This is a genomic window from Cyanobium sp. PCC 7001 (genome assembly GCF_000155635.1).
In the GTDB taxonomy this organism is placed as follows: Bacteria; Cyanobacteriota; Cyanobacteriia; order PCC-6307; family Cyanobiaceae; genus NIES-981.
In genome coordinates, this window is the sequence record NZ_DS990556.1 from 2,602,648 (window position 1) to 2,619,670 (window position 17,023).

Below are 17,023 nucleotides of genomic sequence, written 5' to 3' on the forward strand. Positions count from 1 at the left end.
TGACAGCATCAAATTTCTTAACGCCTCGGTATGAATCTGAACGACTGGCCTGCTTTTGCCGGGCCAGCTTACAGCTTGAACCTTGGGCTCGCCAGCAGGAGAATCCTGCGCCACAGGCGATGGCGTGTGCGCACCGCCCTGAGCCTGCGTCGGATGTTGCCGTTGTCGGGCCGTTGCAGGGCGGCCATCTCCAGCAGCTTGGCCGCTTCCTGGTAGTCGCGGCCGGCGATGGCCTCCTCCGCGTTCAGCCGCAGCTGGTTGCTGGACAGGTCGGCGGAGTTCACCACGTAGCCCCGTTGTTGCAGCTCGGGGGGGCAGGGCCTGGGATCGGAGTCCTGGAGCGTCCGGAGCGTTGCGAACAGGTTGGCCGGCGAGAAGGCCGGGTCATAGCCCACCCAGTGCAGCCAGTCCGGGCAGACGGACCGATCCACCAGAGCCTCGAGACTGTCGAGGCTCTCCAGCTCGGTCAACAGGCCGCAGCCGCCGAAGAAATCCGTTCCCAGATCGTTGCGCACGCCCAGGTCGGCCACGATCAGAGGGGTGCAGCCCTGGTCCAGGGCATCGAAGAACGCCGTGGAGGAGACGGTGGCGAACAGGCGGCTTTCCCTCAGCAGCTCCGGAAGGGGCCTGTACGAGACCGTGAGGTTGCCGGCAGGCCGGGCCTGGCTGATCCGGCCCAGCGTGGTGGCGATGTGCTCCCCGGTCTCATGGAAGGTGGCCTCATGGGGGGCGACCCTGGGCTTGATCACGATCTGCCAATCCGGGAAGCGGCGTGCCACGGCCACCAGCAGGGCGGTCAGGCGCTCCCGTTCCTCCAGCCGCGACGGCATGGCCACCTGTTCGGCGAAGACCAGCTGGCGCTTCCGCGCCATCGGGGGTGGAGGAGCCGTCACCACGGACCGGCGCAGGCCGGTGATCACGCAGCGCTGGCTGTGGTAAGGGGTGTGACGCACCAGCCGATGGAACCGGGTTTCATCGCGGGGACCGTTGAGGCAGATGAGGTCATAGCCCAATCGCCAGGTGATGCCCTCTTCAAAGCGCTCCAGCACCACCCCGTTGAAGCCACAGAACAGCAGGGCCTGCCGGGCCGGGTGTTGCTCACGGGAGCGCACATAGGCGCTGCGGAACGCCGCGATCTTGCTGCCCGTCAGGAAGACCCCGATGGCGCTGTAGCGGCTGAGCTCGGGATCCTGAAGCAATGCCCCCATGCTCCGCTCCTGCACCTCGGCCAGCTGATGCATGCGCCGCTTCACCGCTTCCGGGGTTCCCTCACGGGGAATCAGGTTGATCGTCAGGTTCACCCCGTGGGCCGCGTGCTCCCGTGCCAGGGCTTCGCAGTACAGCAGCTGGCTGTCGGAATCGGCGATCAGAAGGACGGAGCTCATCGGCCTTCACCATGGGCATCACGGCCTGCAGGTCCCCTGGGGCGCCCGGCCAGCCATCGCACCAACGGCTCGGCATCCGGCTGGATGCTCCAGCCCAGTGCATGCAGCCATGCCGGGTTGGGGGGGGGGAGGTCCAGCAGGGCGTCGAGGTGCTCGCAGCTGCTGAGGCGCTGCATGAGTCCGGAGCCGAACAGCAGGGGGCCGTCCATGTCCGTGCGGATGCCGTAGTCGCCCAGCAGGAGCAGCGGGCAGGAGCGGGCCAGAGCCTGCCACAGCAGTGGGCTGCTGATGGTGGCGCAGACCCCTGCCCTCTCCAGGCATGGCCGCCAGGCTTCCGCCGGGGAGAACCGGAGGGAGCTGGGGCGAGATCGTTGCAGCAGCAGGTCCGCCAGGCTGGGATCCTGGGGTGGCGGGTCTGGAGGATCAGTTCGGAACGGATCCGCCTGGACCGTCACGACCCAGTTGGGGGAGGCCTCGCTGAGACGCTCCAGCATCTCCAGCAGGCGTTCCCGCGCTCCGGGAGCCGGTGGCAGGTCGGCCTGCTCCAGAAACACCAGGTGCCTCGGACGCGGCAGTTGGTCCCTGGATGGTTGCTCCCCGGCGCTCTCATCGGTCCCCGGATGGCGCGGTCCCACTCCCCAGAGTCCGAGTTCCACCGAAGCCGGGGCCCGATGCCCGCTGGTGCGCAGCAGGTCGGCCAGGTCCTCACTCTGGTGCTGTCCGTGCAGACAGAGCAGGTCCACGTCCAGTCGAGGCAGCAGGTCGGCCACAAGCGCATCCCCCATCAAGGGGGCGCTTGGGCCGCTGAACACCGCCACCGGCGGGATCCCGCGCAGGGCCGCTGCCTGATGGAGGCGGCGCAGGAACGGGGGCAGCTTGTCGGACCGCACGAACAATCCGACGGCATCGAGCCGCAGCAGCAGATCGCTGGTGGCGAGAGCCTCCAGATCGAGGGGCGGCTCCTCGAGCACCTCGACCCCCTGCCGACGCAGGCTGGCCCCGAGGTGCATGCAGCCTGTCCGTGCCAGGGCCGTGTCCGCCACCAGCAGGACTCTCATCGGCCGCGGACGAAGTTCTCCACCCAGCGCAGGCCCAGCAGCAGATCCCGCAGATAGCGCACCGCATTTTTGCCGCGGCTGGTGGTCTTGTGGCGTGAGCGGTTGCCAGCGCTGCTCAGCATCCGGCGGCCCCCGTGGCGCAGGGCATAGGCCTGCCAGGCCTCCGCCCCCCAGCCCGGTGGCCCCAGGGAGGCGGTGGACAGTGCCCCCCTGGTTGTGTTGCCCTGCTCCAGGCGTTCGGCCAGGGCTTCGACGAAACGGCCAGCGCCGTTCTGACAGCGGCCGTGGCGGTCGAGCCAGCCTTCATCGTGGATCGGCGTGAAGGGGTCAGCGATGATCGCCTCGAAGCTGCGGACGGTGTTGGACCCCATGAAGTAGTGGTTGCCCAGGGTTTCGTTCACACCCAGATCCGCCACGATTCGGGTGCTGATGCCCAGAGCCATGGATTCCATGGCTGCCGTGGAGGAGACGGTGATCGCACAGCCGCACTGGCGCAGGAGGGCCAGGCTGGGCTTGTAGTTGATCTGGAGATTGGGAGACTTCCGCATCAGTTTCTCGATCCGGCTCGCCATCTCCCCGTGCCGGCGGTGCAGGGTGCGTTCCACGCCGGAGGTCCGGGGCTTGAAGATCACGGTGTGCTCCGGCCAGCGCTTGGCCAGGTCGTTGAGACGGTTGCAGATGTAGTGGCGCTGGAGGGGATTGGCCGGTACGGAGGGCTGTTCGAAGAAGACGATGGTGGGGTTCTCTCCGGGGCCCCGGCGGCCGTGATGCAGGTTCCAGAGGATGGGGAGCCCTGTGACCACCGCGTTGTCGGCACTGAGCCCCTGGGCCTCGCAGGCCTGCCGGTAGAGCTCCAGATCCACCGGGGAGTTCAGGCAGAGGAGGTCGACGCCGGAGCGGTCCATCATTCCTTCGATCTGGTGGCGGAAGAGGATGCCGGGATAGGCACTCACCGTGAGCGGCCAGCGGCCCTCCGTGATGTCCGACTGCAGCAGCAGCTGCACTTCCCGGGTGCGCTGGCCATCCAGTCCGAGCACCAGCACATCGAGCTCCGCCAGGGAGCTGCGCATCTGGCGCAGGGCCTGCCACTCCTGGCGCACGATCGTGACCCTCGCATCGATGCGCTGAATCTCCAGCAGCTGGCGGCGCGAGAGGCGCCGTCCCTGGATCTCCAGGAGGTACAGGGTGGTTCGGGCGTTCTGGCGGCGGCACTGCGAGAGCATCGTCATTGCTGTCTTCCCGAAGGAATCGAAGCTGGCGATCGCCGCGATCTGCCTCCCGTCGAGCCGGCTCATGCGGCACCTCCGGCGGGATCGGGATCGAGCAGCCCGGCCAGCTGACGGCACACCGCCAGATCCAGCGGCGTGTCGATCTCCGGGGCCGGTCCGTCCACCTCGACGGGCAGCAGAGGGGGCACAAAGCGGTTCCGTGCTGCCAGGAAGGGGGCGGTGCGCAGCGCGTAGATGGCGCCGGTCTCGAGATAACACGGCTCCAGATCCTGGCGCCGCTGCCTGGGGAGGCTGGCGTCGTGATTCACCCCGCGGCCCCAGCCGGATGGATCCCGGCTCCAGAGGAAGCCATGCCAGGGGATCACGGCCATCGCCGTGTTGGCGGAGGAGGTCTGCAGCTGCCTCACCACCGCGTCGATCTGCGCGCCCGTGGTGAAGGGCGATGTGCACTGAAGGAAGACGAACAGGGGGGGGAGTGGCCCGTCCTGTGCCAGCTGTTCGAGCGCGTGCAGCAGGGCGGACTCCGATGAGGCGGCATCGCCGGCGAGGGCCTCGGGCCTGGTAACGACCTCGGCGCCAGCCGCGCTGGACGCGTCAGCGATGGCGGGGTCGTCGGTGCTCACAACGGCGCGGCCGACGCTGTTCGCCGCCAGAGCTGCAGCGATGGTGCGGCACACCAGGGGGACCCCCCCCACGGGCTGCAGATTCTTGCCGGGAATGCCCTTGGAGCCACCCCGGGCCGGGATCAGGGCCAGGGCCTGAAGGGTCGGATCGATGACTGGGGCAGGCTGCTCACGAGGTTGGATCTCCGCTTCCATCCCCAGGACCCCGGGGCCCGCACATCCCGAGAACCTAGCAGTGGCCATCGGGGAACCAGACGCGCAGGCGGGCCCGGGCCTGGGCCAGGCTGAAGCGAATTCCAGGCGGCAGTGTCAGGCCGAAGACCTCCAGCCAGCGCGGCTCAGGCGCCGGGAAGCGGCGATGCCCCTGGCGCAGCAGGGTCAGCTCCTCGACCGCCCGCTCCGGCGTGGTGTAGCAGCCGGTGGCCAGACTCAGATACACCGGATAGTGGATCAGGGCCGCGAAGACCAGATCATCGAGCTGCAGGCTCCGCCCGCGTCTGGGGCATTGCAGCCGATCCTGGCTGAGGCCCCAGCCGGCGTAGAAGGGCATTCCCCAGGTGGTGACGGGGATGCCCCGCAACAGGGCCTCGAAGCCCGTGATCGAGGTGCGCACGTGCACCCCATCCACCGCCTCCAGCAGGGCCTCCATGGGAGCATCCGGAAGCACAAGGTCGCAGTGCCGGTGCGCCTGCTCTTCGCCAGGACCGGGACGCTGGCGGCCGGAGATCACATCCGGGTGGGGTTTGTAGATCAGGAAGGCCTCCGGATGGGCGGCGCGGACGGCGCAGAGGAGCTGGAGGTTGCTGCGCACACTGGCCTCCGCCGGCACGCCGTAGCGGATGGAGAGGTCCACCTCCACCTGGCCGGGCACCAGCAGCACGGGCCGTTCCCCCAGGTGAGCGGGGCGTCGCCAGGGTGGGGCCGTGAGGTTGTACTTGGTGAGGCGCGAGGCCACGATCCGGTGGCGCAGGGCGGCGGCACGCCGGCGCTCGGAATCACTGAACGGATGCGTGGCCAGGAAGGTTTCCAGATCGCTGGGGCCGGAGGCGTCGTAGTAGATGCCGCTGTGGTCCACCACCCAGGAGATCGGGGGCACCCAGCGCAGCCACCAGCCCTGGCCAACGGAGCGGAGAAAACCATCCTCCGCGTGGATCAGGGGAACTCCCGCCTGCCGGAGGCCGCGGCCGACACGCTTGCCCCACACCAGCGAGCGGCAATCCCCGGAGGTGGAGGGGCGGGCATGGAAGCCGCGGAACCGCAGGCGGCGGGGGGTGAGGCTCCGCTGAAAACGGCGCACGGCATTGCGTTTCCAGCCGGCGATGCCGAACACCTCCAGGTTGCGGGGCACGGTGGAGCGCTGGCGCCGCTGCAGCCCCACATGGGCGATCAACCGTTCGGGTGTGGTGATCTGCCCGGTTTCGGGGTCCAGGTAACGGGCATAGCTCACCAGGCAGCTGTGGATCAGGCTCTCGACATCGGCGCCGTGCCGGCGTCCGCCATGGGCTGGTGGAGCCAGGCGGTCCTGGGTGAGGCCCCAGCCCGCGTAGAAGGGCATGCCGAAGCAGTGCACCGGCCTGCCCCAGATCAGGGCCTCGAATCCCATCTGGGAGGTCACCACGTACACCGCCGTCGCCGCCTCGAGCAGCCCGGCGGGATGGCCGCCATCGATGCAGGCGCTCACCCGGGGATGCTGGAGGGCCTCCTGGGGGAAGTGTCCGCGCCGCCTGCCGCTCACCACATCGGGGTGGGTCTTGAGCAGGATGCGATGGCGGGGAAAATCCTCCAGTGCGGACTGCAGCATGGCGCTGAAGCTCGCCGCGGAGGCGCTTCCGTAGCGGATGGCCGCGTCATCGGCCACCTGGTCCACCACCAGCACGAAGTCCTCGTCGGGCACGGGCGACTCGGCTGCCGCATTCACCTTGCTCACCCGCTGGTGGCGCCAGGCCCTGGCCAGGGCCTGGGCCCGCTGCCGCTGTCCGTGATCGAGTCCGGCGGCGATCAGGGCCTCCAGTCGGCTCGGCCGCGAGGCGTCGTAGTGGATGCCCCGATCGTCCAGCAGAACCCCGAGGGGCGGAGCGCCGGGGCCGGGATCCACGGACCGGAGGAAGGCGTCCTCGACCCGCCAGAGGGGGACGTTGTGGCGTCGGGCCGCCTGCTCCCCCCAGCGGCCGCTGGGGCGTCGACCCCAGACCAGCAGGGCATTCAGCTTCCGCCGCTGGCAGGCCTGCCGTCCCACCACGAGCCTGGCTGGCGCCAGCAGATCGCTCAGGGTGGTGTGCGCCAGAACCAGGGGGTCCGGCAGCCCGAGCACTGGGCCGTCTCGGGCAGGGCTCGCGGTGCCGCCTCCGTCGGGCGGGACCTCCGGAAGCAAGGGAGTTAGGGCAGGGGATGCGGCCGGCGGCGGGCTGTTCCCCATCCCTGGACCCATGGCAGTGGCAAGGCGGGATCCTACGGCTCCTGCCCCGGATGACCCAGGGCGGGAGTGCGCGTCACCACTGGGTTTGCCCTCACACGCATGGGAAGATGGGGAGGCCCGGCCGCAGGTGTGGCATTGGTCAGCGTTCAGGTGCAGATCGAAGGCCCCGTGCTGCTGCTGATGGGTCCGATCGGTCTCTTTTTTTCGCGGCTGTGGCGCTACCTGCACGATTCGGGCGTGCCGGCCTACAAGATCTCCTTTCCGCTCCACGAGTTCGGCTTCCCAGGCCGCGCCCGAATCCCCTACAGCGGCTCGATGCAGGACTGGCCGGCATTCCTGCGCGGCGTGATCGAGGAGAAAGGGATTCGCCATCTGTTCATGTATGGCGATTTCATCGACCCCCACCGTCTTGCCATTCAAGTGGCCAACGACATGGGTGTGGATGCCTATGTCTTTGAGCTCGGCTACGTCCGACCCAACTACGTCACCCTTGAGCGGGATCGTGTCAATTGCCGATCCAATCTCAATCGACCCGTTGAATTCTACGAGGCGCTGCCGCCTGTCTCCAGTCTGCCGCAGGCGCGACTGGATCCTGGCTGGCGTTGGCGCAAGATCTGGAAGGCGCCCACATTCATTCAGCATGCCTTCACCCGTTACCGCATCATTGAGGGTGAACACAAACTGCAGCCATCCCCGGGATTTCTCTGGTGCCAGGTCCGCGGATCCGTGCGCTATTGGATGTACAGGTTGGAGGAGCGCAAGCTCAAGCGACTGCTGGTGGAGAACCTTTCCTTCTTCCTTGCAGTTCTTCAGGTTTCCAGCGATTCCCAGATCACGATGGGATCGGGATTCCGTGGCATGCACGACTTCATTGAAACGGTGATCGTCTCGTTTGCCGCCCACGCTCATCCGTCCGATCACCTGGCCTTCAAGCACCACCCCCGTGACCGCGGTTACAACAATTACAAGGGGTTGATCCGCCTGCTGGCGGAGCGGGAGGGTGTGGCCGGCCGGGTGCACTACTTCCACGACGGTCCCCTCAGTGCCTTCATTCGTACCTGCCGCGGCGTGGTGACCGTCAACAGCACCGTGGGGCTTCAGGCGCTGTTCCATGCTGCCCCCACCAAGGTGCTGGGGCAGACGTTCTACAACCTGCGGGGTCTCACGGATCAGCAGTCTCTTGATGATTTCTGGGTGTCACCCCAGCCCAGCCATCGCCCGCTCTTCTACCGCTTCTACCACCATCTCGTCACCACGACCCAGGTCAATGGCAACTTTGATGGGGAGTTTCCCTTTCGGGACACCCTGCCAGTGTCTTCTGTGGCACGATCCAGCACGGCTCTGCTGACTGCCGGCCGTCCCAACGTCAGAGGCTGGGTGCTTCCCTTCAGGGTGGCCTATCGGCTCCTGTGCTTCCTGTTGATGTACCTGGCCTATGCCCTGGAGCTGCTGGCCCTCACCCTGGGCTTGCGGAGGATCGCCAGTCGCCTGCTCACCAGCGTGGCACGCTTCGGCCTCAGGGCCCTTGGGCTGGACGTCATCGTGGATGACAGTTTGCTCAATGCCGAGGACGACAGGCCTCGCATTCACATCTGGAACCACAACAGTCCCTTCGATGTGTTTGCGATCCAGGCCTATCTCCGGATGCCGGCCGTCACCACCTCCGGGCTGCACCTCAACCGGCTATTGCCGTTCTTCGACCGCTCCGCCAGCAACGCCGGCCACGTGCTGCTCGACCATCGACAGCCCGACCAGCGGCGCAGCAGTCTGTGGCAGGCCTCCCAGGTGCTTGAACGCCACGGCCAGCTGATGATCGCGCCCAACGGGTCGCTGCGGACGTCGATCCTTCACCGGGCCTCCGCCAGTGCCTTTCTGCTGGCCAGGCGGCATCAGGCCATCGTGGTGCCTTGGTGGTTCGAATACCGGGGGCTGGAGGGCATCGACGCCGCCACCCTCTACAAGCCCCTCCGGCTTCTGGCCCAGCGCCTCTGCGCTCCCAGGGCCGTGCTGCACTGCCGCCAGGGCCGTCCGGAGGACCTCCAGCTTCAGCCCGAGGAACGGCATCGCGACGGCTTTTCCCGTCGGGTGATCGCGTACTACTCCCAGGATGCGGCGGGGTGGGCTGAGGCCCACCACAGCGCGGCATCCTGACGCGCCCCCTCCCGGGGATGCTCAGCGCTCAGGCTGACTGCAGCACCAGCGAGATGTTGTGGCCACCGAAGCCGAAGGCATTCTTGAGCGCGCTGCGGCTGTGGGATGGCGCCGCCAGAGCGGCCGGTTGCTCTGTCACCAGATGGAGCCGGATCGCCGGGTCCCGGGGTTCGGCGTTGACGCTCACGGGGATCAGGCCGCTCTGGAGGGCGCGCAGGGCCATGATCGTCTCCACGGCCCCCGCGCCTCCGAGCATGTGGCCGAACTGGCCCTTGGGTGCCGTGACCGGAATCTCACTGTGGCGACGGCCGAGGAAGCAGGAGATGGCCTGGGCTTCGGCAAGGTCGCCCATTGGTGTGCCGGTGGCATGGGCCTGGATGAAGCCGAGGTCGTCGAGACTGAGGCCACTGCGGCCCAGGGCCTGCTGCATGGCGGCACAGGCCTGGGTGCCCTGGGGATCGGGGGTCACCATGTGGTGGGCATCGGCCGTGCTGCCCGCGTCGAGCAGAAAACCTGCGCAGTGCGCCCCGCGGCTGCGGGCGTCCCGCTCCCGTTCGAGCACCAGGATGCCGGCTCCTTCGGCAATCACGAAACCGTCCCGGTCGCGGCCGTAGGGACTGGAGGCCAGCTCCGGGGTGGCGTTGCGGGTGGAGAGGGCCCGCATGGCGCTGAATCCGGCTAGGCCCAGCGGGTTCACCGGCGCTTCCGATCCTCCGGCGATCACCACGTCGGCCCGGTCATCCCGCAACAGCATCAGGGCCCACAACAGAGCTTCCGCGGAAGACGCACAGGCGGAGACGGGGGTGTGGGCTCCTGCGTGGGCCCCCAGAGCGATGCTGATCTGCCCCGCTGCGGCATTGGGAATCAGCATCGGAACGGTGACGGGATTGACCCTGGCCGGCCCCCGCTCCAGCAGGGTGCGGTACTGCTGCCCCATGGTCTCCAGACCACCGATGCCACAGCCGACCACCACGGCAATCCTGGCGCCGTCCCCCTGCTCGGCTGGGCTGAGCTGAGCCTGGTCCCACGCCTCCAGAGCGGCGAGCAGGGCCAGCTGGGAATAGCGGTCCAGGCGCCGTTTCTGCAGCGGCTCCAGACTTGCGGTGGGATCACCGGGCACCACCCCGGCCAGCCGGGAGGGCAGTGCCGCTGCCCACTCCTGCTCCAGCAGCCGGATGCCGGACTGTCCTGTCAGGTAGTGGGTCCAGCAAGGCTCAACACCACAGCCGAGGGGGGACACCACGCCCATGCCGGTGATGGCGATCCTCTCCTGGCTCACGGCACGTGCTTCACGGAAGTGGTTGGGTCGAGCGTGGAGACGCAGCCAAACCTAGACGGCAGGTCTGCTGGCCCTTGCCAGCACCGGTGGACCAGCACCGGTGGAGCCGCCTGACCCGTGGTGACGTGCTTGTCGTGCAGTCAAAGCTGGAGGTCGTCGAGCCGCGCGTTCTCACGCTGCTCGATGTAGGTGACGATGTCGCGGACCGTCTTGAAGGTGAGCAGATCCTTCTCTTCAATCTTGATGCCCATCGTTTCGTCGGCTTCGATCAAGATCTCATAGAAGCCGAGGGAATCCACGCCAACATCGTCGATGATCAGTGCATCGAGTGTGATGGATTCGGGGTCGGCACCGGCGATTCTGGCGAGAATGTCCGTCAGCCCGGCCAGGATTTCGGCGCGGCTCAGCGCCCGCCGAACAGCAGGGTTGCCATCGGCTTCACCACTCGGCTGAGCCTTGGTGGGTTCGTCGTTGGGTTCTGTTGGGTTGACGGAATCTGCCAAGGGAGCCTCTTATTTCGGACGGGACTGGGCTGTCAGTGTTTGCTCCCTTAGTTTATCATCACGTTCTTGCGGGGATGGTCCAGTCAGGTTGCTGGTGTTCTTCGCAACCTCATCCTCATCCTCGCCACGGAACCAGGGAAACTTTCGATAGACCGGTGCATGGGGAAAGCCCACGAAGTGCTGCAGTCTTCGATGGGGGACCTTGGTGAGGTCCGCAGTCATCAGGATTTCAGTGATCTGGTTGAAATCCTTGGCAATCGAGATGTCATGGGTTCTCGCTCCCATCAGATTGATGTACTGCCGCAGCAGCACCGGAAGCCGAAAGGAGGCCAGCTGCTTCTGCGCTTCTGCCTCCAGCTGCTGGATGGTCTGGCAGGCTCCATCGGCATGCTGCTCGTCGCCGCGGAAGGCCCGTGGGTAGCGGGCAGGGGGAAGTTCGGCCACGGGACTCCTGAATGGGGGCAGCATCAGGGAGCGCAGAAAAAAATCATTGACGCTTCCTGGGTACTGGAAATGGTTGTAGGAAACGAGTCCGTAGACAGCTGTGTAGCCAGCTGCGATGGCGGCTTGCAGACCACCTCGAAATAGGGTCATCAACGAAGCGGGCTGCCGTTGGAAGGCCGGGGAGATGGCCACACGTCCGATCTCCAGATGGCTGCCCCTGGCCATCAGGCAATTCTTGATCCCTGGATAGACGTGTTCCAGGTACGAGGTGGATGAGCTGTGCGTGGAGGGCGTTGAGGGTGCTTCCTGGCCAGGGCGCAGAGTGGGGACGAACTGCAGTCTCGCTGTGCCTGCCAGGGCAAAGGTGGTGTCGTCAACCAACACGAAGTGATCGTAGTAGGGATCGCGACCGTCGAGATCCTTGTTGTTGCCCGATCCAGAGAGCTTCTGGCGGTAGGTGAGCTCGCGCAGCAGCCCCACTTCATCCGCAAAGTTCTCAAACGTATTGCCAGGGATGAGAAAGAGAGTCAGGCCGTAGTTGGAAAAAAAGAAAAAAGGCTTGATATCATCAATCAGGACGCGACTCAGCGGGATCATCGGCTGCTCAGGTTGCTGGGATTGAACAAGAACCTCGTCCTTGCCGTCAGGAAGACGTGGAGACTGGTCGCTGAGGCGGCAATGCCCGGTGGCTGTGGCCGCATGGTCTTGCCGCAAGTGTGCCATCGCGATCCTGGCAGGGGCAGCAGGCCCAGACACTTTCTTGGGGAGACCCTGCTCCTGGGCAAGACCGTCTCGGTTCGACAGCCGCCGCCACGAACCGCCGGGGTCTGTGCGAACTGCCGGTTGCTCCGCTGTCACCTGGATTGCCACGCCCGACCCCCTTACAGTTGGCGCCCCAGGCCGGGCCTGGCTCTCCCGGTCCCGGGCCCCGTCCGTTCGCTTGCCCGTCGATGTCCCTGAATCCCCTGTTCCCCCGGCAGCCCGGCTGGCAGGCACCGCTGAGAACAGGGGTCTGTGGACTGGTGCTCGCCCAGTGCGCCCTCACCGCCGTCCCAGCGGCCGTGCGTTCGGCGCCTCAGGCCTACCCGATGCCTGGAGAGGCTTCGACCCCATCGGTGGCCCCTCCTTCCGAGGGTCGGCCGTCCCGTCTGGAGGGGACAAGCGTGGTGAAGCGCCAGTCCCAGGATCCCCGCCACAGCGGCTTCCGCTACCGCCTGGCTCCTGGCGATCGGGTCAGGGTCACCGTGTTCAAGGTCGAGGGCTATGGAGCTGAAACCGAGGTCCTCAGCGACGGCACCATCAACCTGCCGCGGATCGGCTCGGTGAACGTCTGGGGCATGACCCTCGATGAGGCGAACAACCGGATCACCGCCCTCTACAGCGCCATCCTCAGGCGCCCCCTCGTCTATATCGATCTGATGGCACCCCGCCCGGTGCGGGTGTCCCTGGTGGGGCAGGTCGAGCGGCCAGGCTTCTACACCCTCAGCCGCGATCCCTCCTCCTCCACACTGAGGGCCTCAGGCCCTGGCCTTGAGGGGGTGGGAACGGTCGTTAACACGTCTGGTTGGCCCACGATGGTGGATGCGCTCCAGAGGGCCGGCGGCATCACGGCGCTGGGGGACCTCTCCAACCTGGTGCTGGTCCGCCGTGGCAATGCCCCCGGAGAACCGTCCCGTGAGTACCGCTTCGATTACCTCAGCGTCTTGATGGGGAACGGCACCGCCGTGAACCCGCTGATCAATGACGGGGACATGATCAAGGTCGACAAGGTGGAGGGGGTCCAGTCCAGTGAAGCCCTGATCGCCTCGGCCGCCTCCAATTTCGCCCCCGATGCCATCTCGGTGAACGTGGTGGGAGAGGTGGTCAGCCCGGGGGTCAAGCAGGTGAAGTCCAACAGTCCCCTCACCAATGCCGTGCTGGCGGCTGGAGGACTCGATCCCCAGCGGGCCAAGGCCTCCAACATCCGCCTGCTGAGGATGGAGGCCGACGGCTCGATCCTGTCGCGTCAGGTGGCTTTCGATCCAGCGGCACCGTTGGGTTCGGAGGCCAATCCCCCGTTGCGCAATGGCGATGTGGTGGTGGTCTACCGCAACAACTGGACCCGCTTCAACGACACCCTCTCCCAGGCAGTTGCTCCACTGGGCCCCCTGCTCAACGCAGCCTCGCTGTACAACATCCTCACCCGCTGATCTGATCATGACCAGCTGATCATTCTGGCCCGCAGATCAGCCGGCCTGCAGCGGGTCTGGGCTCACAGCCCCAGCCGCTGCCAGATCACCTCCAGGTTGGCCCGGTGCAGCTCGGTGGAGAAGCAGGCCGCCAGCTGATCCGGGCTCAGGCGGTTGGTCACCTCAGCATCCGCCTCCAGGTTGGCGCGGAAGTCGCCGCGCTCCCGGTTCCAGGCGGCGTGGGCGTTGCGCTGCACCAGGCGGTAGGCCTCTTCCCGGCTGAGCCCCGCCTCGACCAGGGCAAGCAGCACCCGCTGGCTGAAGACCACGCCTCCGTAAATGTTCATGTTGCGCGCCATGTTCTCGGGGTAGATCCCCAGCCCCTTCACCACCTCGGTCATCTCGCGCAGCATGAAGTGCAGAGTCACCGAGCAGTCGGGCAGCATCATCCGCTCCACCGAACTGTGGCTGATGTCCCGCTCATGCCACAGGGCGCAGTTCTCGAGCGCGGCCACGCTGTAGCTGCGCAGCACCCTGGCCAGGCCACTGATCCGCTCACTGCGGATCGGGTTGCGCTTGTGGGGCATGGCGGAACTGCCCTTCTGGCCCTTGGCGAAGTTTTCCTCCACCTCCAGAACATCGGTGCGCTGAAGGTTGCGGATTTCCGTGGAGAACCGCTCGAGGGCCGCACCCACCAGGGCCAGGGTCTGCACGTACTCGGCGTGGCGGTCCCGGGCGATCACCTGGGTGCTGGCCGTATCCGGCACCAGGCCCAGGCGTTCGCAGGCGATGGCTTCCACGCGGGGATCGGTGTTGGCGTAGGTGCCCATGGCTCCGCTGATCTGGCCCACGCTCACCACCGTCTCGAGGCGCTCGAGCCGCTCCTGATTGCGGAGCGCCTCCGCCAGCCATCCCGCCACCTTGAACCCGAAGGTGATGGGCTCCCCGTGGATGGCGTGGGAGCGGCCGATCATCACCGTGTCCTTGTGGGCCCCAGCGAGGGATCGCAGGCCCTCCACCAGCTTCTCCAGCTCCTGGCGCAGCAGCTGGACCGAGGCCTTCATCTGCAGGGCCAGGCCGGTGTCCAGCACATCGGAACTGGTCATGCCGACGTGGATGTAGCGCCCGGCATCCCCGACGTGCTCGTTGACGTTGGTGAGGAAGGCGATCACGTCGTGACGCACCTCGGCCTCGATCTCGAGGATGCGCGCCACTTCGAAGCGGGCCTTCGCCTTGATGGTGTCCACGGCTTCGGCTGGCACGTGGCCGAGTTCGCCGTTGGCCTCGGTGGCTGCGATCTCCACGTCCAGCCAGCTCTGGAACTTGGCTTCCTCGCTCCAGATGGCGCCCATCTCGGGCAGGGTGTAACGCTCGATCAAGGACCGGTGGGCGGCAACGGCCCCACCAATGTATGGGTCGGCTGATGGATGGGTCAGCGGCAGGGGGCAGCTGGAGTTGACGCTGCCGAACTCAGGCAGCCGCAGTGAGCTGCCGGTGAGCCACCTCCCACTGCACCAGTTGTCCCCAGCTCTGCTGGCGCACCCAGCAACGCCCTCCCCTGCATTGGATCAGCTGGAAGGGGGGAAGGTCGGACGGTTGATTGCGCAGTTTCACGAAGCTGCCCGGCTGGAGCAGCTCGACCACGTTCGAGGGGTGCCGGCCGAGGCCCTGATCAGGCCATGTCGGCTCGGGCCGTTCAGGGGATCGACGGGGCTCCATGCTGCCGCTCCAGGGCTGGTATCCATCTTCCCGGGGCTTTTGGTGCCAGCGTGAACATCCACGCAATCTGTTTGGTTTCGCCTGTGGTTTGATCAGGGAATCGCAACGCAGCGTGGCTGTCGTGGAAGACACCTACGGATGGTCAAGGTGGGCGGGCCTTGGCGCGTAAGCAACGCCTCGATCTGGAGCTGGTCGCCCGAGGACTGGCGGAGACGCGCCAGCGCGCCCAGCAGCTCATCCGTGCCGGCATGGTGCGAAGCGGTGAGCGCGTGCTGGACAAACCCGGCACCGATGTCACTGCCGATCTGCCGCTTCAGGTTCAGCGGCCGCCCCGCTTCGTCTCCAGGGGTGGGGAGAAGCTGGAGGCGGCCCTCCAGGCTTTTCCGATCCGGACCCAGGGCCGTGTCTGCCTGGATGGCGGCATCTCCACCGGAGGCTTCACCGACTGTCTGCTCCGCCACGGGGCTGCCCGCGTCTACGGCATCGATGTGGGTTACGGCCAGACCGCCTGGAGTCTGCGCACGGATGCGCGCGTGGTGCTCAAGGAGCGCACCAACCTCCGTCATCTCACCCCCGAGCAGCTGTTTCAACCTGGCGATCCCAGGCCCGATCTGGCCGTGGCTGACGTCTCGTTCATTTCGCTTTGCCTGGTGCTCCCAGCCCTGGTGGGGTTGCTAGCCAGCGCATCTCCCCGGCCTCCAGCGGATCTGCTGCTGCTCGTCAAGCCTCAGTTCGAGGTGGGCAAGGCTCGCGTCGGCAAGGGGGGGGTGGTGCGCAGTGCCGAGGCCCACGCCGAGGCGATCAACGGCGTGATCACCTCCGCCGCGTCGCTTGGGCTGCGGGCCCAGGGTCTGGTGGCCTCTCCGCTCACCGGACCGGCCGGAAACCATGAATACCTGCTCTGGCTGCGCTCTGTGGCTGAGGGCGACGTCCAAGGGGCGGAGCCCACGGGCTTTGAAGGCGACTGGGCCCTGTCAGCGGACCCAGCCGAGCGAGAGGCCACCATCCAAAAGCTGGTGGCCAGCACCCTGGCCACCAGCTGATCCGGAGTCTCGGCCAGGGACAGAACCGATCAGATCGCCCCGCTGTCCCGATCGCCGGTGCGGATGCGGATCACGGCGTCGATGGTGCTCACGAAAATCTTGCCGTCGCCGATCTCGCCGGTGCGGGCCGCGTCCTGGATGGCTCCGACCACGGTGTCGACCTTCTCATCGTCGACCACGATCTCGAGTTTGAGCTTCTGCAGGAATTCCACCGTGAACTCCGAGCCCCGATAGCGCTCGACCTGGCCCTTCTGCCGACCGAAGCCGCGAACCTCACTCACGGTCATGCCGACGATGCCGGCGTTGACCAGGGCGATCTTGACGTCTTCAAGCTTGAAGGGCCGGATGATGGCCTCGACTTTTTTCATGGAAGCGGCTGGGGCTGGAAGATGCAGTCTCTCAGTGGATCCCGCCGGTGGCGGGAACCTCTCCATTAGGCCCGAGCCCCCGGGGTGTCGTCGTAGCGGTTGCTACCTCTGGCGGGCTCCATAGGATCGCCACACCTGCGCACTGCTTCCATTCCCGTGACGGCTTCCCATCCACCCGCGTCGAGTCAGGGGGCACCTGCTGCCGCTGCATCCCAGGCGGAGCCGGATGGCGCGACGCGCACTCCCCTGTACGGGGAGCGGGCGATCGCTGAGGCCAGCCTCCTCTGCTTCGAGAACCCCCGCCCCGGACGGGTCTACGAGATCAGCATCACCCTGCCGGAATTCACCTGTCTGTGCCCCTTCTCGGGCTACCCCGACTTCGCCACGCTGCAGCTGCTGTACCAGCCGGGCCCCCGGGTGATGGAGCTCAAGGCGATCAAGCTGTACGTGAACAGCTACCGCGACCGCACGATCTCCCACGAAGAAGTGGTGAACCGCCTCCTGGATGACTTCGTCGCCGCCTGTGACCCGGTGTGGATGCAGCTGGAGGCTGACTTCAACCCCCGTGGCAATGTGCACACGGTGATCCGTGCGTCCCATGGCGTTCGACAGCCCAGCTGAGCCGCAAGGCATGTTC

15 protein-coding genes are annotated in these 17,023 nt (G+C 66.6%); 4 read left to right on the forward strand and 11 right to left on the reverse strand.

Annotated elements, in window-relative coordinates; translation table 11 throughout:
* Positions 1–68 precede the first annotated feature (68 nt).
* Genes CPCC7001_RS12665 through CPCC7001_RS12685 form a run of 5 tightly spaced genes read right to left on the reverse strand, consistent with a single transcriptional unit; the run spans position 69 to position 6,606 of the window.
* Entirely contained in the window at positions 69–1,385 is a 1,317-nt protein-coding gene (locus CPCC7001_RS12665) for a DUF6716 putative glycosyltransferase (protein WP_006909301.1), read from the reverse strand.
* Entirely contained in the window at positions 1,382–2,443 is a 1,062-nt protein-coding gene (locus tag CPCC7001_RS12670) for a DUF6716 putative glycosyltransferase (protein ID WP_156796792.1), read from the reverse strand. Before CPCC7001_RS12670 ends, CPCC7001_RS12665 begins: the two co-directional genes overlap by 4 nt.
* Entirely contained in the window at positions 2,440–3,738 is a 1,299-nt protein-coding gene (locus CPCC7001_RS12675; protein WP_043369124.1) for a DUF6716 putative glycosyltransferase, read from the reverse strand. The genes CPCC7001_RS12670 and CPCC7001_RS12675 overlap by 4 nt, the downstream gene beginning before the upstream one ends.
* The gene (locus CPCC7001_RS12680) at positions 3,735–4,490 is read right to left on the reverse strand and encodes a cytidylyltransferase domain-containing protein (protein WP_006909329.1); all 756 of its coding nucleotides are present in this window, start codon (positions 4,488–4,490) and stop codon (positions 3,735–3,737) included. Before CPCC7001_RS12680 ends, CPCC7001_RS12675 begins: the two co-directional genes overlap by 4 nt.
* Before the next feature lie 34 nt (positions 4,491–4,524).
* A complete protein-coding gene (locus tag CPCC7001_RS12685) occupies positions 4,525–6,606 on the reverse strand; it encodes a capsular polysaccharide biosynthesis protein (RefSeq protein WP_006911198.1) in 2,082 nt (693 codons plus the stop codon).
* Between the two features lie 234 nt (positions 6,607–6,840).
* Between CPCC7001_RS12685 and CPCC7001_RS12690 the strand changes: the two genes are divergently transcribed.
* A complete protein-coding gene (locus CPCC7001_RS12690) occupies positions 6,841–8,862 on the forward strand; it encodes a 1-acyl-sn-glycerol-3-phosphate acyltransferase (protein WP_225867248.1) in 2,022 nt (673 codons plus the stop codon).
* A gap of 28 nt (positions 8,863–8,890) precedes the next feature.
* On the opposite strand, the gene CPCC7001_RS12695 is transcribed toward CPCC7001_RS12690, so the two are convergent.
* The 3 genes from CPCC7001_RS12695 to CPCC7001_RS12705 all read right to left on the reverse strand — a co-directional run bounded on the left by CPCC7001_RS12695 (position 8,891) and on the right by CPCC7001_RS12705 (position 11,811).
* Positions 8,891–10,141 carry a beta-ketoacyl synthase gene (locus tag CPCC7001_RS12695; protein ID WP_006909829.1) on the reverse strand — a complete coding sequence of 417 codons (1,251 nt, stop codon included), beginning with the start codon at positions 10,139–10,141 and terminating at the stop codon, positions 8,891–8,893.
* A 140-nt stretch (positions 10,142–10,281) separates the two neighbouring features.
* The gene (locus CPCC7001_RS12700; protein ID WP_006909045.1) at positions 10,282–10,644 is read right to left on the reverse strand and encodes an acyl carrier protein; all 363 of its coding nucleotides are present in this window, start codon (positions 10,642–10,644) and stop codon (positions 10,282–10,284) included.
* 9 nt (positions 10,645–10,653) lie between these two features.
* On the reverse strand, positions 10,654–11,811 hold the full coding sequence (locus CPCC7001_RS12705; RefSeq protein ID WP_156796794.1) for a GNAT family N-acyltransferase: 1,158 nt from the start codon (positions 11,809–11,811) through the stop codon (positions 10,654–10,656).
* A 227-nt stretch (positions 11,812–12,038) separates the two neighbouring features.
* On the opposite strand from CPCC7001_RS12705, the gene CPCC7001_RS12710 reads away from it, so the two are divergent.
* Positions 12,039–13,277 carry a polysaccharide biosynthesis/export family protein gene (locus tag CPCC7001_RS12710; protein WP_156796795.1) on the forward strand — a complete coding sequence of 413 codons (1,239 nt, stop codon included), beginning with the start codon at positions 12,039–12,041 and terminating at the stop codon, positions 13,275–13,277.
* Between the two features lie 62 nt (positions 13,278–13,339).
* Here the strand turns inward: CPCC7001_RS12710 and purB are convergent, their stop codons facing one another.
* Both purB and CPCC7001_RS15635 read right to left on the reverse strand, forming a co-directional pair.
* A complete protein-coding gene (gene purB / locus CPCC7001_RS12715; RefSeq protein ID WP_006909661.1) occupies positions 13,340–14,635 on the reverse strand; it encodes an adenylosuccinate lyase in 1,296 nt (431 codons plus the stop codon).
* A gap of 91 nt (positions 14,636–14,726) precedes the next feature.
* A complete protein-coding gene (locus CPCC7001_RS15635; protein WP_198006492.1) occupies positions 14,727–14,900 on the reverse strand; it encodes a hypothetical protein in 174 nt (57 codons plus the stop codon).
* A gap of 233 nt (positions 14,901–15,133) precedes the next feature.
* On the opposite strand from CPCC7001_RS15635, the gene CPCC7001_RS12720 reads away from it, so the two are divergent.
* Positions 15,134–16,018 (forward strand): TlyA family RNA methyltransferase, encoded by an 885-nt coding sequence (locus CPCC7001_RS12720; RefSeq protein ID WP_006910608.1) that lies wholly within the window; start codon positions 15,134–15,136, stop codon positions 16,016–16,018.
* 29 nt (positions 16,019–16,047) lie between these two features.
* On the opposite strand, the gene CPCC7001_RS12725 is transcribed toward CPCC7001_RS12720, so the two are convergent.
* Positions 16,048–16,386, reverse strand: a complete 339-nt coding sequence (locus tag CPCC7001_RS12725) for a P-II family nitrogen regulator (RefSeq protein WP_006909858.1) — start codon at positions 16,384–16,386, stop codon at positions 16,048–16,050.
* Positions 16,387–16,632: 246 nt separating this feature from the next.
* Between CPCC7001_RS12725 and queF the strand changes: the two genes are divergently transcribed.
* The gene (queF, locus tag CPCC7001_RS12730) at positions 16,633–17,007 is read left to right on the forward strand and encodes a preQ(1) synthase (RefSeq protein WP_043370132.1); all 375 of its coding nucleotides are present in this window, start codon (positions 16,633–16,635) and stop codon (positions 17,005–17,007) included.
* Positions 17,008–17,023: the final 16 nt, after the last annotated feature.

Excerpts from the sequence above, each read along its gene's own strand:
- CPCC7001_RS12665 (WP_006909301.1), bottom strand. The coding sequence starts at position 1,385 with ATGAGCTCCGTCCTTCTGATCGCCGATTCCGACAGCCAGCTGCTGTAC.
- CPCC7001_RS12670 (WP_156796792.1), bottom strand. The coding sequence starts at position 2,443 with ATGAGAGTCCTGCTGGTGGCGGACACGGCCCTGGCACGGACAGGCTGC.
- CPCC7001_RS12675 (WP_043369124.1), bottom strand. The coding sequence starts at position 3,738 with ATGAGCCGGCTCGACGGGAGGCAGATCGCGGCGATCGCCAGCTTCGAT.
- CPCC7001_RS12680 (WP_006909329.1), bottom strand. The coding sequence starts at position 4,490 with ATGGAAGCGGAGATCCAACCTCGTGAGCAGCCTGCCCCAGTCATCGAT.
- CPCC7001_RS12705 (WP_156796794.1), bottom strand. The coding sequence starts at position 11,811 with ATGGCACACTTGCGGCAAGACCATGCGGCCACAGCCACCGGGCATTGC.
- CPCC7001_RS12710 (WP_156796795.1), top strand. The coding sequence starts at position 12,039 with ATGTCCCTGAATCCCCTGTTCCCCCGGCAGCCCGGCTGGCAGGCACCG.
- CPCC7001_RS12725 (WP_006909858.1), bottom strand. The coding sequence starts at position 16,386 with ATGAAAAAAGTCGAGGCCATCATCCGGCCCTTCAAGCTTGAAGACGTC.